Genomic DNA, 16,759 nt, shown 5'->3' with positions numbered 1-16,759 from the left:
GTGACAATAATAAAGTATGGAGAACCTATAATGAGTTACAAAAATCCACGTAAACATATTCTGGGAATGGCTATCGCGCTGGCATTTACCGGTACAGCAATGGCAGATAACGAAGCGATCGTTGTGCAAACATCGGTCGCGGGTGTATTGGAGGGGAATGAAGCTTTTGTTGAGCAAAGAGGTAGCATTAACCTGGCTATCGTTGATCAGGATGGTGCACTTAACAACACCGAACTTAATCAGGATGGTGTCTGGCATGAGGGGTATGCATTCAGTGCTGGTGAAGACAACTGGATCCGTATCGAACAATTAGATGATTGGCACATTGCTTTTGTAGATATTGACGGCAATGAAAACACTGCTACCGTTACTCAGAGTGGCTTCTGGAATGTGGCTGAAATCGCCATTACAGGTGATGTGAACGATGCGGCTGTTTTCCAGAATGGTGATCAAAATGAAGCGACCATTCTACTCAGTGGCGATGCAAATTTTGTCGAACTGCATCAGGACGGCGATGCGAACTGGACCAATGCTGGCTTTAACGGAAATAACAATGAGTTGTTCAGCGTTCAGGAAGGCAGCTTTAACGAATCAGGCATGTTTCAACTGACTGGTGATGGTAACCTCATGGAGGTTGCGCAGTTTGGTGATGGCAACGTTGGTGGTGTTGTGGGTGTGAATGGTGATAATAATACCTTCTATATTCAGCAGTCTGGTAATGACAACGCCTTTATTGCCTTTGATGTCAGTGGTGAGAATAACTTGGTTGATGTATACCAGAGTGGCTCACAGAACGTGTTCATCCTGGAACCATTGGCTGGCGTTGATAATACCATCTGGGTACAACAAGAAGGTGTGGGCAACGAAGTGGATGCGCCTATTGGGGTAACGGGTAATGATAACCTGGTTGATGTATGGCAGCAGGGGAGTGCAAACGTCGCTTTCTTCGCGACCTTTGGTGACAGCCATGATATCGAAATTTACCAGGATGGCAGTCAGAATGTCGGTGAAGTGGTTCTGGACGGCGGTATGAACCAGGCTTTTATTCACAGCGAAGGCGAGTTTAACTATGCTGGTGCTGCAGCTTTTGGCTACAACAACACCATTAGCATTGAACAATATGGTAGTGATAACTATGCGCTAGCCAATGTTGAGTTTGGTTTTGACAACGTCATTGACATCCATCAGGATGGCGTAGAGAACTTTGCTTATGTTGAATTTATGGGCGCTGACAATCAGTTTAGCATCGAGCAGTCAGGTGACTTTAATGAAGTGGTTGCCACTGGTGCCGGTATCTTGTTTGATCAACAATTTATGGCACAACAGCAAGGTGACTTTAACCTGATCGATGTGCTGCTAGCTGGCAGTGATAATGTGATGAACATTACACAAATCGGCGCAGGCAACTGGGTAACTGGTGATACAGGCCCTTCTTTTGTGCAAGGTGGTAATGCCGGTCTGGTATCTATTAGCCAATTAGGTAATGATAACCTGGTTATGGGCTCACAAATGGGCTCTGGTAATATGATGACAGTGACCCAGGTTGGTGATTTCAATACGGCTACCGTCATTCAGCATTAATCCGTTATTGAAGTAGATCAGGCGGCTTCGGCCGCCTTTATGCCCTTATGAAAATACTAATTTACCTGCTGTTGCTCGTTCTAACCTCATTTCCTGCAACAGTGATGTCCAGGGACATCACATTGGGGGGCCTGGTGCTCGACCGGACGGTCACTCGTTTTGGTAAAGATTTTGTCTTTTACTATTCGGGTTACTGGCGTGATATACCGGCAACAGACAACATTACTGTCGTTATCTATGAGCAGGTGTATCCTCAGGCCGGAACTGTATTGTGGGTTGAAATGAACGACAGAAAGATTTATCAGACCTACTTTGGCAGGCGCTACAACGATGTTAAAGAAACTGCTGAGCAGGCGGTGTTACAGAGTCTTACCGAGCTGGCCCGAATACAAGCAGATCGTATTCTCGGCGAATCAGCCGATGAATTTTTTTAAAGGAATGACCATGAAGTATAAGTTGTTATTCTTACCCTTTATCATGGGCGCGGCTCATGGTACTGAGTTGGTTTATACTCCGATTAACCCCAGCTTTGGCGGCAACCCGTTGAACGGTGCTTTTTTATTGCAAAAAGCGCAGATACATCAACCTGCCAGAGCGGAAAAAAACTTTGTCGATAAGTTCAGAGAAGCACTTGAGCGTAATATCATCAATACTCTAACGCGTCGTATTGCCGATGGTGATCTGGTGGATGGGGTGTATGATACAGGTGAGTTTTTGGTGGATGTTTCTACCGGCGCTGATGGCAGCATCCGGGTGCAGATCACCAACCAAATTACTGGTGAAATCACTATTTTAAGCATCCCGAGTATAGGTGGCTAATATGCATAAAATTATTGCCTTAGCCACAGTGCTGGTCCTTGCCGGTTGCTCGGCCATGCCAAAGCCCCGCTTTCATATTAGCCCTGCTGAAGTAGATAAACCCAGCAATCTGATGCAGCAATTATGGCAACAACCACGACCTCAGCATGCCATCCCGGTATCGGTCTATTCCTTTAGAGACCAGACAGGCCAGTATAAGCCGCAAGCCAACGTTTCAAGTTTCTCGACTGCTGTCACTCAAGGGGCAACCTCGATGCTGATGCAGATTTTGCTGGATACTGGTTGGTTTGCGCCACTGGAGCGAGAAGGGCTGCAAAACCTGCTGACTGAGCGTAAAATCCACGGTTCCAGCCGCACTGGACAGGATTTACCGCCATTACGTGAAGCCAGGTTGTTGTTTGAAGGGGGAATTATCAGCTATGAAACCAATTTAACCACAGGCGGTTTTGGGGTTGAGTATTTTGGTATTGGCGCTTCGGAACTGTTTCGTGAAGATCAGGTGACCGTCTATTTGCGCGCAGTGGATGTGCATACCGGCCAGGTTTTGTTATCAGTATCTGCTACCAAAAAAGTCTTTTCGCATGAAATGCGGGCGGGGTTGTTCCGTTACGTTGCCGTTGATCGGCTGGCTGAAATGGAAACCGGCTTTTCTACCAATGAGCCTGTGCAATTTTCTGTGCGCCAGGCTATGGAAACTGCCGTTGCTGACTTAATTGAGAAAGGTGTGCAGCGCGGTTTCTGGCGGGCAGGTACGTCAGAAAGTGCCAATGCCATCTAATGGGTTAAAGATAAGGATTGCACCGGGTTTGATTGCTGTATCCAACGCAGTAACTCAACCCGGTTTCTGGACTTGGTTTTGCGAAAAATAGAAGATAAATGAGCTTTGACTGTGTGGGCACTAATATTGAGAGTCAAAGCTATTTCTTTATTGCGCGATCCCTCGGCAACTAAATGAATGATGCGCTTTTCCTGCCGGGTAAGCAATTGAATGGCTGTCAGAGCATCCGCATTAAACCCTTGCTTGAATCGTTGTTGTAAAACTTCATCCACCATGGCGGACATAATAGCTCGTGGGAAGTACAGTTCACCGGCCATCATAGCTTTTAGAGCGGTTAAAACCCTATCAAGTTGTTCATCCCGGTAGATAAGCCCCCGAATACCAATATTCAGCGCAAAGTTAGGGTCTGCAAAACTACGCTCTACCTGATAAAGAAACAGAGACCCTTTAGACATACCCTGAACCAGATCGTCCGGGATGCCTCGTTTACCCAACTGTCGGCCAACGAATGGGTAGGCAATTAATGCGTTGCCAGGAAACATTTTCTGTTCAAACTCTTGTCTGCCAACTTGTTCTACTTTCAGGTGGATAGAGTCGGCAAGTAAAGAAAGGTTGGATGTTTGCTCTCGGTCGGTAACAACAATTAGCCGGTGAAATGAGTCCATGCGCGATCCTTTTGAGTGGCTAGGCCAAAGATACTATTATTTACACATAGTATTAACCTTTTGTATGTGCGATTGCAAGCCTTGCCATCGAGCAGGCATCTTCGGTATAGGTCATTCAGTTCAAGCATATTGTTAAAGCCTGGCTCATGGTAAAATGCTGCTGGTTTTGATGGGGTTAGAGTCGGATGATTAAAGTACTTTTTGTTTGCCTTGGCAATATTTGCCGCTCACCAACTGCGCACGCGGTTTTTCGCCAGATGGCTCAGCTGCAAAAGCTGCCGGTCGAGGTCGAATCGGCAGGGACCAGCGCTTATCACCAGGGTGCTGCACCAGATAACAGAAGCCTTGCTGTTGGTAAGGAGCGAGGTTACAACTTCAGCGGGATCCGCTCACGACCAGTGAAAGATGCTGATTTTGCTTATTATGATTTTATTTTTGCCATGGATCTGCAAAACCTGGCTGATCTCCAGCGACGCTGTCCTGAACAGTACCAGCATAAACTGCAACTTTTTTTGCACCGACACCCGGATTTTGCGCAGTGCAAAGAAGTGCCTGATCCATACTATGGCGGAAGTCGTGGTTTTGAGCGGGTATTGGATCTTATTGAGCAGGGTAGCAAGGCTTTACTGGCGGAAATGGCGCCACGTCAGCGCTAATTTTGGTAATTTTATTACTAAAACAATCTGGAATAGCATATAGACAGTTTATTTAGCCGTAAAGATTGCTTTTCATCGGTAATAAATTTACTTTGTAACCAGTGATTCGAAGTCAAGCAATGAGGATAAGCACGTGAGTTTATGGACGCCGCAAAGCTGGAGGAATTTCCCTATTCAGCAGCAGCCAAAGTATCAGGATCAAGCCCTGGTGGCACAAATAGAGCAGCAATTGCAGAAGTACCCGCCTTTAGTTTTCGCACAGGAAACGCGGGATTTGTTTAGCCAGTTGGCGCAAGTTGCCAATGGCGAAGCTTTTTTGTTGCAGGGCGGTGATTGTGCGGAAAGCTTTGCTGATTTTCATGCCCCTAAAATTCGCGATACCTTCAAAGTATTACTGCAAATGGCGGTGGTACTGACTTTCGCTGGCCGCAGTCCGGTCGTGAAAGTGGCCCGGATGGCAGGGCAGTATGCCAAGCCGCGTTCAAGTGATCTGGAAACCATAGATGGGGTTAGCTTACCCAGTTACCGTGGGGATATCATTAATGCTTCCGAGTTTACTGCCGAAGCCCGCAGGCCAGACCCGAACCGGCTGGTGACTGCTTACCACCACTCGGCAGCTTCGCTGAATTTGCTACGTGCTTTTGCACAAGGGGGCCTGGCCGACTTGCATCAGGTCAACCGCTGGAATATGAGTTTTGTTGAGAGCAACCCACTGAAAGAGCGCTATCAGGATATTTCGCAGCGCATTCAGGAAGCTCTGCGCTTTATGGAAGTCTGTGGCATTACTTCACAAACAGCACCATCCATTCGTGAAACGCAGCTTTATACCTCGCATGAAGCTTTACTGTTAAATTACGAAGAAGCTTTAACGCGCCGGGATTCACTGACTGGTGACTGGTACGATTGCTCTGCCCATATGGTATGGATAGGTGAGCGAACCCGGCAGTTGGATCACGCTCATATTGAGTTTTTCCGTGGTATTCATAACCCGGTAGGGGTGAAAGTTGGCCCTGGCATTGATGGTGATGAACTAATTCGCTTAATTGATGCGCTGAACCCGGACAATAAGGCCGGTCGATTGACGCTGATTACCCGGATGGGAGCTGATAATCTGGCTGAAAAGCTGCCGCAGTTGGTACGCCGCGTGCAAAGTGAAGGCCGAAAGGTGGTTTGGAGCTCCGATCCAATGCATGGCAACACGGTCAAAGCCAGTAATAACTACAAAACCCGTGATTTCGAAGCTATTTTACGTGAAATACGGCAGTTTTTTGCGGTGCATCAGGCTGAAGGGACTCATGCTGGTGGTATTCATCTGGAAATGACCGGTGAGCATGTCACGGAGTGTACCGGTGGCGCCTATGGCTTGAGTGAGCAAGACTTAGCGCAGCGTTACTTTACGCAATGCGATCCCCGCCTGAACTCTGATCAGGTGCTGGAACTGGCATTTTTAATTGCCGACAGTTTACGCAACGGTTCGGTGTAAGCTCTACCGCATTGCTTGCAAAAAATATCAGCTCTGGCACATGCCAGAGCTTTTTAATGGCGGTGCCGCTTCAAGCCGGTAATGGCCAGAATTTTAGCCGCCATCTCTTCAATGGATAATTGCGATGAGTTTAAAAAAGGGATTTGCTCTCGTCGATACAGTTGTTCCACTTCATTAAGTTCCAGCCGACATTGAGCCAGTGAAGCATACCGACTATTTGCCCGGCGCTGTTGGCGAATATCACTCAAGCGTTCCGCACTGATGGTTAAGCCAAATAGTTTATTTTTGTTACGCTTTAGCACATCAGGCAATGTTAACCTATCCATGTCTTCGTCGACAAAAGGGTAGTTTGCTGCTTTGATGCCATACTGCAGCGCCAGATACAGGCTGGTTGGTGTTTTTCCAGAGCGGCTGACGCCGACCAGAATAAGATCTGCTTTATCAAAATCTTTCATATTGGCGCCATCATCATTCGCCAGCGCGTAATTCACAGCATCAATTCGATAGTCGTAGGTTTTCTCGTGCATGCTGTGGGTACGATGAGTTTTGGGGACCGGCTCCATACCGAGCTCTTTTTGTAGCGAGGGGACAAAGGTGTCCAGAAAGTCGTAACAGACTCCTTCACTGCCATGGATCACATCACGCAGAGCCTCATCCACAAATGTCTGAAATACCAGTGGACGCTGACCGCTGGCGGCAAAGCGATCATTGATCACTATTTTCATTTGTTCGGCTTGAGCGACTGTTTCAATAAATGGAATAGTGACATGCTCAAACTCGGCTGGGAACAACGAAAGTAAAGCGTGACCAAAGACTTCAGATGTAATGGCAGTGCCATCAGAGATATAAAATGCTGTGCGCACAAGAGCTCCTTACCAAGGTTTGTTATAGCCTATGACAAAAATGCTTTTTCTCAAGAGTTTATTTGCCTGCAGTCACAGTGTAAAATCAAAATGTAACTCATTATGTAAGTTTACAGTGCTTGCTACAAATCATGGAGAATCACAGTGCAAAACTACGTCAGTTGGTATCAGGACCTCGGCATGCAGGATGTTGGACAGGTCGGTGGTAAGAATGCGTCCTTAGGTGAAATGATCAGTAACCTGGCAGGAGCTGGGGTGCAGGTACCTGGTGGTTTTGCGACCACTGCCGATGCCTTTAACGAGTTTCTTGAGCAAAGTGGTTTGAATGAACGTATTTATCAGCGTCTGGAAAGCCTGAATATTGACGACGTGCAGGCATTAGCAGCTGCTGGTGCAGAAATTCGACAATGGATTATCGAGACTCCTTTTCATGCGGCTTTTGAGCAAGCGATTCAAACTGCGTACCTGCAGTTGCACCCTGATACAGGCCAGGATCTGTCGTTTGCGGTGCGCTCGTCGGCTACTGCTGAGGACATGCCGGATGCGTCTTTTGCCGGTCAGCAGGAAACCTTTCTTAATGTACGTGGTTACGATGCGGTCATAGTGGCTATTAAGCATGTGTTTGCATCACTCTTCAATGACCGGGCTATTTCTTATCGGGTGCATCAGGGGTATGACCATCGTGGAGTAGCCTTATCGGCCGGCATTCAGCGCATGGTTCGTTCAGATTGCGCCTCCTCCGGAGTGATGTTTACCCTGGACACCGAGTCTGGTTTTGAGGATGTGGTTTTTATTACCTCCTCCTTTGGTTTGGGAGAAATGGTAGTGCAGGGGGCTGTCAACCCGGATGAGTTTTATGTGCACAAGCCAACCTTGGCTGCAGGACGCCCTGCCGTGGTAAAACGCAATCTGGGTAGTAAACTGGTACAAATGGTGTATTCCAGCGAGCAAGGGCATGGCAAACAAGTGCTGGTGGAGGATGTCCCTGCGGAGCAACGCCGACGCTTTTCTCTGACGGATGCCGAGATAGAACAACTGGCGCATCAGGCCATGATCATAGAGCGTCATTATCAGCGGCCGATGGATATTGAGTGGGCGAAAGATGGCATTGATGGCCAGCTGTATATTGTGCAGGCCCGTCCTGAAACCGTGAAAAGCCGTGAGGATCAAACCCGGCTGGAGCGTTTTCAGTTGAATGAAACCGGACCTGTGCTGGTTGAGGGACGTGCCATTGGTCAACGCATTGGCTCGGGTGTGGCCCGGGTATTGGATGGCATCCATCAAATGGATCAGATCCAGCCAGGCGATGTGCTGGTCACAGATATGACGGATCCGGATTGGGAGCCTATTATGAAACGGGCCGCAGCTATTGTGACCAACCGTGGCGGTCGTACCTGCCATGCTGCTATTATTGCCCGTGAGTTGGGTATTCCTGCTGTAGTGGGCTGTGGTGATGCTACGGTGAAGATTCAGGATGGTGCTGAAGTAACAATCTCCTGCGCTGAAGGTGATACCGGCTTTGTGTACCAAGGCTTGCTGGATCACAAGTTGGTGAGTACCAGTGTCGATAGCATGCCAGAGCTGGCAATGAAAGTGATGATGAACGTTGGCAACCCGGAAAGAGCTTTTGCGTTTTCACGTTTGCCCAATGCCGGGGTTGGCCTGGCACGCCTTGAGTTTATCATTAACCGTATGATAGGGGTGCATCCCAAGGCGCTGCTCAATTATCAGCAACAAGATAGTGAAGTTAAGGCCAGCATTGATCAGCTTATGGCTGGTTACAGTAGCCCAACGGAGTTTTATATTGCTAAGCTGACTGAGGGGATTGCCACGCTGGCTTGCGCCTTTGCACCGCAAAAAGTCATAGTACGGATGTCGGATTTTAAATCCAACGAGTATGCGAACCTGATTGGTGGCCGACGTTATGAACCGCATGAAGAAAATCCGATGATTGGCTTTCGTGGCGCTTCACGCTATATCTCGGCAGATTTTCGTGATTGTTTTGCGCTGGAAGTTGAAGCTCTGAAGCGGGTACGTAATCAGATGGGCTTTACCAATGTAGAAGTCATGATCCCTTTTGTCCGCACATTGGAAGAAGCGAAAGCGGTCACTGAACTATTGGCGGCCCATGGCCTGAAACGCGGTGACAATGGCCTGCGTTTGATTATGATGTGTGAACTTCCATCCAATGCTTTGCTGGCGAAAGAGTTTTTACAATACTTTGATGGTTTCTCCATTGGCTCCAATGATTTAACGCAGCTTACATTGGGGTTGGATAGGGACAGTGGCCTGATTGCACACTTGTTTGATGAGCGAAACCCTGCCATTAAACAGCTGTTGTCTATGGCGATCCGGGCTTGTAAAGCCGAAGGCAAGTACGTTGGTATTTGTGGTCAGGGGCCGTCCGATCACGATGACTTCGCCGCCTGGCTGATGGAAGAGGGTATTGACAGTGTTTCGTTAAATCCGGATACCGTGGTTGAAACCTGGCTGTATCTGGCAGATAAGTACGGTACCACAGCTTAATCACTCAATTCAGGGCGCCAGCGGCGCCCTGAAACTGTCAGCCTCTGGTACAAACCTTGGTTCTGTGGCAGAGTACCGCTTCCGTACAATAAAAAAATCAGTGTTTTCAGGGGAACCTCATGGAAGCTTTTGTTAGCTCAGTCAATGGCATTATCTGGAGTGATGCCTTGATTTATTTGTGTCTTGGCGCCGGATTGTTTTATTCCATCCTGACCCGTTTTGCGCAGGTCCGTCACTTTAAAGAAATGTGTAAGTTGCTGTTTAGCGGCAATGCCTCCTCCAAAGGCATTTCTTCCTTTCAGGCGTTGGCTGTGTCGCTATCCGGCCGGGTTGGGGTCGGTAACATTGCCGGTGTTGCTGCAGCTATCGGCTTTGGCGGTCCTGGTGCCATTTTCTGGATGTGGGTGGTGGCTTTTCTGGGGGCCAGTACTGCTTATGCAGAATCCACCCTGGGTCAAATCTACAAAGTAGAAGAAGATGGCCAGTATCGCGGTGGTCCGGCTTATTATTTCGAGCGTTGCTTAGGGCAAAAGTGGCTGGCGATCCTGTTTGCTATTTCGGCCATTATCGCGTGCGGGGTGTTCTTACCAGGGGTTCAGGCCAATGCGGTTGGTAATGCCTTCACCCAGGTCTTTGGCGATGGCAATATGGTGGTGACCAGTTTTGGTGAAGTTGGCACCAATAAGTTGGTGGCGTTGGCGGTGATCCTGATTGTGCTGGCCTTTATCATCTTTGGGGGCATTAAGCGCATCGCCAACTTTACTCAAATCGTGGTGCCATTTATGGCGCTAGGTTACATTGTGATGGCCTTGATTATCGTGTTCTTAAACATGGATAAAGTGCCTGGTATATTTGCGCTGATTATTACCGATGCCTTCACCGCTCAGGCTGGCTTTGGTGCTGCCATTGGTTGGGGGGTGAAGCGGGGTATTTACTCGAACGAAGCAGGTCAGGGCACAGGGCCACATGCGGCATCTGCTGCAGAGGTGGATCATCCGGCGCAGCAAGGCCTGGTACAGGCCTTTTCGGTCTATGTCGATACCTTGTTTGTTTGTACTGCTACGGCGCTGATGATCCTGATCACCCAGCAATACAATGTAGTGGGTGAGCTGACCGATGGCAGCTTCATCGTGCAGAATATTGATGCGGCCACAGAAATTGGCTCACCTGCGTTCACTCAAATGGCGCTGTTTAGTGTGTTTGGCAACTTTGGCCAGGGTTTTGTTGGTGTTGCCTTGTTCTTCTTTGCCTTTACCACCATTTTGGCTTATTACTACATTGCAGAAACCAATGTGGCCTACTTAAACCGCTATTTTAAATTCAATATCCCGCTGGTGTTAGTGAAAATTGTGATTATGGCGATGGTGTCCTACGGCATGGTCAATGCTGCCGGCTATATCTGGGACATTGGCGATATCGGCGTTGGTTTAATGGCCTGGATCAATATTGTCGGTATTCTGGCCATTTTCTTTGTCGCCAAGCCTGCCATCCTTTGCCTGCGTGATTATGAGGAGCAGCAAAAAGCCGGTGGTGATATCACCTTTGATCCGGTGAAGTTGGGCATTAAAAATGCAACCTTCTGGGAAAAGCGCTTGGCGAAGCAGCAACAGTCGGCAGCAACCCAGCCGGAGCAGTCCAATGGAAAAACGGTTGAATCGTAAGTCTTAGTGCTTCAAAAAAGCCTCTGCTGGTCAGAGGCTTTTTTCTACTTATTCCACACCAATAAAGCCACCGGTTTGATGCGCCCAAAGCTGGGCATAGATACCTTGGCTGGCAACTAGTTCTGCATGAGTACCTTGTTCTACAATACGGCCTTGATCCAATACGATCAGTCTATCCATCGCCGCTATGGTAGATAAACGGTGGGCGATAGCAATCACTGTTTTACCATCCATCAACTTATTAAGGCTGGCCTGAATGGCTGCCTCTACCTCAGAGTCCAGCGCCGACGTTGCCTCATCCAAAATCAGGATCGGGGCGTTCTTTAGCAATACCCGGGCGATGGCAATGCGCTGACGCTGACCTCCGGATAGCTTCACACCGCGCTCACCAACCTGCGCATCGAGGCCATGGTTCCCTTTTGGATCGGTCAGATCCTGAATAAAATCGATGGCTTCAGCTTGTTCTGCTGCCAACAATAGCTCTTGCTCGGTAGCATCAGGTTTACCATAGCTGATGTTGTCGCGGACAGATCGGTGCAACAACGAAGTATCCTGGGTTACCATGGCAATGTGTTGGCGCAGACTTTCCTGACTTACGCTGCTGATATCCTGACCATCGATCAGGATCTGGCCAGATTCGACGTCGTAAAATCGCAGCAGCAGATTGACTAAGGTGGACTTACCTGCACCAGAGCGGCCAACCAAGCCAACTTTTTCACCTGGCTTGATGCTCAGGTTCAGTTGATTCAGAACCGCTGCTTTATCGTTGTCTGTGCTGACTTTGCCATAATTAAAACACACCTGCTTAAATTCAATCTGGCCTTTTGTGACCAGCAAAGGGCTGGCGTTGGCCTTATCCACTACACTGGCAGGTTGTGATAGGGTGGCGATGCCATCGGCAACGGTACCAATGTTTTCAAACAAGCTACTTACTTCCCACATAATCCATTGCGCCATGCCGTTTAGTCGCAGCGCTAAACTCACAGCGATGGCAATAGCGCCGATGGAAATAGCGCTCAGGCTCCATAGCCAAAGTGCCAGCGCAGCAATGCAAAACACCAGCAGGTAATTTAAGCTTTGCACCGAAACATTCAACCAGGTAGCGAGACGCATTTGTTGATACACGGGCTTTAGAAAGATCCCCATGCTGTCTTTGGCATAGCTTTCCTCTCGTTGTGTATGAGAAAACAGTTTCACGGTGGCAATATTGGTGTAACTGTCAACAATACGGCCAGTCATTTCTGAGCGCGCATCTGCCTGTCGGCTGGCGACATCTTTCAAGCGAGGGACAAAGTAGAACTGCAACCCAATGTAACAGGCCAGCCATAACAGCATTGGCAGCATTAAGCGTGGATCGGCATCGGCGACGAAGTAGAGCATGGCACCAAAATAAACCAGCACATACACCATCACATTCAACAGTTTCATCACGGTTTCACGGACCGCTAAAGAGGTTTGCATGACTTTGGTGGCAATGCGCCCGGCAAAATCATTCTGATAAAAGCTGACACTCTGGCGCAGTAAGTAGCGATGCGATAGCCAGCGGATTGACATCGGGTAATTGCCAAGCAGTGTTTGATGCACCACAGCAGAGTGTAAAAATGCAATCAGTGGTAACAGCAAAACAGTTACTAAAGCCATCCAAAGCAGGGTGGTGCTTTCATCGGTAAAAAAGGTCTCCGGATCCTTTTCTACCAGCCAGTCCACCAGCTGTCCCATAAAACTAAACAGCATCACTTCCAACAGGGCTGACAGAGCCGATAACAGGGCCATTACCACTAAGGATGGCTCCATTCCCCGGGTATAATGGCGGCAAAATGCAACCATGCCTTTTGGTGGTTGTTCGGGCTCGCGTAGAGGGAAAGGGCGGGTGAGACGTTCGAACCATCCAAGCATTGGGCAACTCTCTTTGCAGAAACAGGCCGGCTATTTTAACGCATGAATAGGTAAAAGTGTGGAGGGCTGTGATAATATAGCGGTGATTTTTGTCTGTGCCGAGAGCTGAAATGACCCTGAAACTGGTTGCGTCCACCCTTTTACCTACTCCTTTTGCTGATTTTCAACTGCATGGTTTTACAGCGCCTGATGGCAAAGAACATGTCGCTTTAACATTGGGGGATGTGTCGACGGCTGAGCCGGTATTAGCCAGAGTACACTCAGAGTGCCTGACCGGTGATGCGCTTTTTAGTTTGCGCTGCGATTGCGGACCTCAATTGGAAGCCGCGATGCAAAAAATTGCCAACGAAGGCCGCGGCGCTATTTTGTATTTGCGTCAGGAAGGGCGCGGCATTGGCCTTATTAATAAAATCCGTGCTTACGCCGAGCAGGATAAGGGGTTGGATACCGTCGAAGCCAATGAAATTCTTGGTTTTTTACCGGATATGCGTGAGTACGATATTGCGGCAGAGATGCTGCAATTGCTTCATATCAAGCAATTGCGTCTACTCACCAACAATCCACGCAAGTTAAAAGCTTTGCAGGAAGCTGGCGTGAATATTTTAGAACGGGTACAGCATCGGGTGAAAACTACCGCCCACAGCCATCGTTACCTTGCAACAAAGGCTGCCAAAATGGGGCATATGCCTTAACAGGCTGATTGCAGCGTTTCAAGTGTTAATAAATACCGGCAGATGATGGTATACTATCGCCCTCTGTCGGACCAAATAACGCAATCATCATGATCCCAAGTCTCGCCCCTGATGCTGCTCTGGATGCCAGTGTTCTGGCATTTTGCCAAGCCTTACGAACAGCCGGTTTTGCTGGCGATATTGAAACAAGTTATGGTAGCCGCCTGGCGGTAGCCACCGATAACAGCGTTTATCAGGCATTGCCGCAAGCAGTGCTACTGCCAAAGCACCAGGATGATGTGGTGTTGCTAACCAGTTTGGCACAAACCTCCAGTTTTCGGCATTTAAAGTTCAGCCCTCGCGGCGGTGGCACCGGCACCAACGGGCAATCACTGACCGAGCATCTGGTGGTGGACCTATCACGGCATATGCGTGGTATTTTGGAAATTAATACCGAGCAGCGTTGGGTGCGGGTGCAAAGCGGTGTGATTAAAGATCAGCTGAATGCTTTCTTAAAACCCTATGGTTTTTTCTTTGCACCGGATTTATCCACCTCAAACCGTGCCACCATCGGTGGTATGATCAATACCGATGCCTCCGGTCAAGGTTCTTTGGTCTACGGCAAGACCAGCGATCATACGCTTTCGCTTACGACCGTATTAATGGACGCAACGGTACTGAAAACTGAGAAAGAGTCAGTGGCAGAGGCTGAAGTCAAAGCGCAGCAAGCTGGCTCTATAGGTCAAATTTATCGCCAGGTATTACAAAGTTGCCGTAATTTCCGACCGCAGATCCTGCAAACCTTTCCGCGATTAAACCGCTTTTTAACCGGCTATGATTTAGAGCATGTGTTCAATGATGATTTAACTGAATTTGATTTGTCCAGGCTAATTACCGGTTCGGAAGGATCGCTGGGCTTTGTGACCGAAGCCAAACTGTCGATTACGCCTATTGCCCGCCATAAATGCTTGGTTAATATCAAGTACGATAGCTTTGAGAGTGCGTTGCGTAATGCACCTTTTCTGGTAGCTGCGCAAGCTACCTCGGTTGAAACAGTCGACAGCAAAGTGCTGGATCTGGCCCGCAATGATATCATCTGGCAACAGGTACAAGCGTTGATCACCGATGTGCCAGGCCTGCAAATGCAAGGTCTGAATATGGTGGAGTACAACAGCGAAGACCAAGCCGATATCGAGCAAAAAATTGCTGATTTGACTGCCCGGTTGGATGAGGCAATTGCCAAGCGCCAGCATGGCATTATTGGTTATCAACTTACGTACGATACAGCGGCGATTGGCCATATTTATGCCATGCGTAAAAAAGCCGTTGGTTTATTGGGCAATACTAAGGGAACACAAAAACCCATTGCCTTTGCTGAAGATACGGCAGTTCCGCCCGAGAAACTGGCAGACTTTATTATGGAGTTTCGTCAGTTGCTGGATAGCCATGGCTTACATTACGGCATGTTTGGCCATGTGGATGCCGGCGTGTTGCATGTGCGGCCGGCACTCGATCTGTGCGATCCTGAGCAGGAAAGGCTGATGCGCACCATTTCCGACCAGGTGGTAGCCCTAACGGCTAAATACGGTGGTTTGATGTGGGGAGAGCATGGGAAAGGCTATCGCAGTGAGTATGGTCCTGAATTCTTTGGTGAGGAACTCTTTACCGAGTTACGGAAAATCAAAGCCGTCTTTGACCCGTACAACAGGGTAAATCCAGGCAAAATTTGTACACCTTATCAAAGTGCTGATGCTTTGGTCAGTGTGGATGGTGTAAAGCGTGCATGGTTTGATAAGCAAATCCCGTTGCAGGTAAAACAGAGTTTTGACAGCAGTCTGAACTGCAACGGCAATGGCTTGTGTTTTAACTACGAAGCCAACTCCCCCATGTGTCCATCCAGTAAAATAACCAAAGACCGCCGTCATAGCCCGAAAGGCAGAGCCGGCTTAATGCGCGAGTGGCTGCGCCTCGCTGAGCATCAAGGGGTGGATGTACTGGCGGTAGAGCAGCGGTTACAAACTGAAGGAGCTGGGTTTGGCGGTTTTTGGCAGCGTATCCGCAACAGCTGGGCACACAAACAAGGCGAGCAGGATTTCTCTCACGAAGTAAAAGAAGCGATGGAGGGTTGTTTGGCCTGTAAAGCTTGTGCCAGCCAATGCCCTATCAATGTGGATGTGCCTTCGTTCCGCGCCCGGTTTTTGCAGCTGTACCACAGCCGTTATCTAAGGCCGGCGAAAGACTATGTTGTTGGCAATATTGAGCGCACAGCACCGCTGCTCGCAAAAATGCCCCGGGTAGTCAATTTCTGCCTGCAACAATCCTGGTTACAGCGGCTGCTTGGTCATACGCTTGGCTATGTTGATACGCCTTTACTGTCTATGCCAACACTGGCTGAGCGGGTTCAACAGCGGTATCGGTTTGATCTAGCAACACTGGCCCAGGCAACCGATGCTGAGCGTCAGCAAATGGTGTTGCTGGTGCAGGATCCCTTTACCAGCTTTTATGAAGCTGAACTGGTTGAAGATGCGCTAAAACTGTTGGAAAAGCTGGGTAAAAAACCGATGCTATTGCCATTTTTACCCAATGGCAAGCCACAGCATGTGAAAGGCTTTCTGCGTGATTTTGTCAAAACCGCCAGCAAAGCATCGCATTTTTTACAGCAACTGCATCAGTACCAGGTTCCGATGCTGGGGCTGGATGCATCTCTGGTGCTGGTGTACCGTGATGAGTACCGCAAATTGCTGGGTGATAAGCGTGGTGACTACGAAGTAGCCTTATTTCATGAGTGGTTAGCAAGTCAGGATCTGCCCAAGACCACTGGTGGTGGTGACTTTGCATTGCTGGCGCACTGCACCGAGAAAACAGCATTGCCAGCCAGCGAGAAAAACTGGCAACAGATCTTTGCCAAAGCAGGTTTGACGCTCAAAGCGGTCAGTGTAGGCTGTTGTGGCATGGCTGGAACTTATGGCCATGAACGGCAGAACCTGGAGCACAGCAAAGCACTCTTTGCCATGAGCTGGCAGTCGCCGGTGGAGCACTATGGCACGGAGCGTATTCTGGTGACAGGTTTTTCCTGCCGTAGTCAGGTAAAACGACTGGTTGGGGATAAGCCCAAGCATCCGCTGCAGCAACTGTTGCATGCCTTGAGTTAAAGTGCTTG

13 protein-coding genes are annotated in these 16,759 nt (G+C 48.7%); 10 read left to right on the top strand and 3 right to left on the bottom strand.

The window, feature by feature from the left end; translation table 11 throughout:
• Window positions 1-30 precede the first annotated feature (30 nt).
• From QWF21_RS05270 to QWF21_RS05255, 4 genes are read left to right on the top strand one after another with little or no spacing between them, the layout of a single operon-like run.
• Window positions 31-1,581, top strand: a complete 1,551-nt coding sequence (locus QWF21_RS05270) for a hypothetical protein (RefSeq protein ID WP_330087004.1) — start codon at window positions 31-33, stop codon at window positions 1,579-1,581.
• Window positions 1,582-1,628: 47 nt separating this feature from the next.
• A complete protein-coding gene (locus tag QWF21_RS05265; protein ID WP_407935260.1) occupies window positions 1,629-2,015 on the top strand; it encodes a curli production assembly/transport protein CsgE in 387 nt (128 codons plus the stop codon).
• A gap of 10 nt (window positions 2,016-2,025) precedes the next feature.
• Window positions 2,026-2,400: a curli assembly protein CsgF gene (locus QWF21_RS05260; RefSeq protein WP_330087002.1), complete on the top strand. Its 375-nt coding sequence runs from the start codon at window positions 2,026-2,028 to the stop codon at window positions 2,398-2,400.
• A gap of 1 nt (window position 2,401) precedes the next feature.
• On the top strand, window positions 2,402-3,178 hold the full coding sequence (locus QWF21_RS05255; RefSeq protein WP_330087001.1) for a CsgG/HfaB family protein: 777 nt from the start codon (window positions 2,402-2,404) through the stop codon (window positions 3,176-3,178).
• Here the strand turns inward: QWF21_RS05255 and QWF21_RS05250 are convergent.
• Window positions 3,175-3,843, bottom strand: a complete 669-nt coding sequence (locus tag QWF21_RS05250; RefSeq protein ID WP_330087000.1) for a helix-turn-helix transcriptional regulator — start codon at window positions 3,841-3,843, stop codon at window positions 3,175-3,177. The two genes, QWF21_RS05255 and QWF21_RS05250, sit on opposite strands and share 4 nt — an antisense overlap.
• A 185-nt stretch (window positions 3,844-4,028) precedes the next feature.
• Here QWF21_RS05250 and QWF21_RS05245 point away from each other — a divergent pair, with 185 nt between their 5' ends.
• Window positions 4,029-4,499 (top strand): low molecular weight protein-tyrosine-phosphatase, encoded by a 471-nt coding sequence (locus QWF21_RS05245; protein WP_330086999.1) that lies wholly within the window; start codon window positions 4,029-4,031, stop codon window positions 4,497-4,499.
• 133 nt (window positions 4,500-4,632) lie between these two features.
• Window positions 4,633-5,982, top strand: a complete 1,350-nt coding sequence (locus tag QWF21_RS05240; protein ID WP_330086998.1) for a class II 3-deoxy-7-phosphoheptulonate synthase — start codon at window positions 4,633-4,635, stop codon at window positions 5,980-5,982.
• A 53-nt stretch (window positions 5,983-6,035) separates the two neighbouring features.
• On the opposite strand, the gene ppsR is transcribed toward QWF21_RS05240, so the two are convergent.
• Window positions 6,036-6,845, bottom strand: coding sequence for a posphoenolpyruvate synthetase regulatory kinase/phosphorylase PpsR (gene ppsR, locus QWF21_RS05235; RefSeq protein ID WP_330086997.1), 810 nt, complete (start codon window positions 6,843-6,845; stop codon window positions 6,036-6,038).
• A gap of 144 nt (window positions 6,846-6,989) precedes the next feature.
• Here ppsR and ppsA point away from each other — a divergent pair, with 144 nt between their 5' ends.
• Complete coding sequence (ppsA, locus tag QWF21_RS05230) at window positions 6,990-9,371, top strand: phosphoenolpyruvate synthase (RefSeq protein ID WP_330086996.1); 2,382 nt, start codon at window positions 6,990-6,992, stop codon at window positions 9,369-9,371.
• Window positions 9,372-9,490: 119 nt separating this feature from the next.
• Window positions 9,491-11,032, top strand: a complete 1,542-nt coding sequence (locus QWF21_RS05225) for an alanine/glycine:cation symporter family protein (RefSeq protein ID WP_330086995.1) — start codon at window positions 9,491-9,493, stop codon at window positions 11,030-11,032.
• 48 nt (window positions 11,033-11,080) lie between these two features.
• Here QWF21_RS05225 and QWF21_RS05220 read toward each other — a convergent pair whose 3' ends face one another.
• On the bottom strand, window positions 11,081-12,928 hold the full coding sequence (locus tag QWF21_RS05220; RefSeq protein ID WP_330086994.1) for an ABC transporter ATP-binding protein: 1,848 nt from the start codon (window positions 12,926-12,928) through the stop codon (window positions 11,081-11,083).
• Between the two features lie 110 nt (window positions 12,929-13,038).
• Here QWF21_RS05220 and ribA point away from each other — a divergent pair, with 110 nt between their 5' ends.
• Together ribA and ydiJ are read left to right on the top strand one after the other, a co-directional pair.
• A complete protein-coding gene (ribA, locus tag QWF21_RS05215; protein WP_330086993.1) occupies window positions 13,039-13,620 on the top strand; it encodes a GTP cyclohydrolase II in 582 nt (193 codons plus the stop codon).
• Between the two features lie 89 nt (window positions 13,621-13,709).
• On the top strand, window positions 13,710-16,751 hold the full coding sequence (gene ydiJ, locus QWF21_RS05210; protein ID WP_330086992.1) for a D-2-hydroxyglutarate dehydrogenase YdiJ: 3,042 nt from the start codon (window positions 13,710-13,712) through the stop codon (window positions 16,749-16,751).
• Window positions 16,752-16,759 lie beyond the last annotated feature (8 nt).

Origin of the sequence: Alkalimonas mucilaginosa (genome assembly GCF_036327005.1) — a bacterium.
GTDB classification, from domain to species: Bacteria; Pseudomonadota; Gammaproteobacteria; order Enterobacterales; family Alteromonadaceae; genus Alkalimonas; species Alkalimonas mucilaginosa.
The sequence above is the reverse complement of the archived record's forward strand: the minus strand, read 5'-3'. Positions and strand labels throughout refer to the sequence as shown.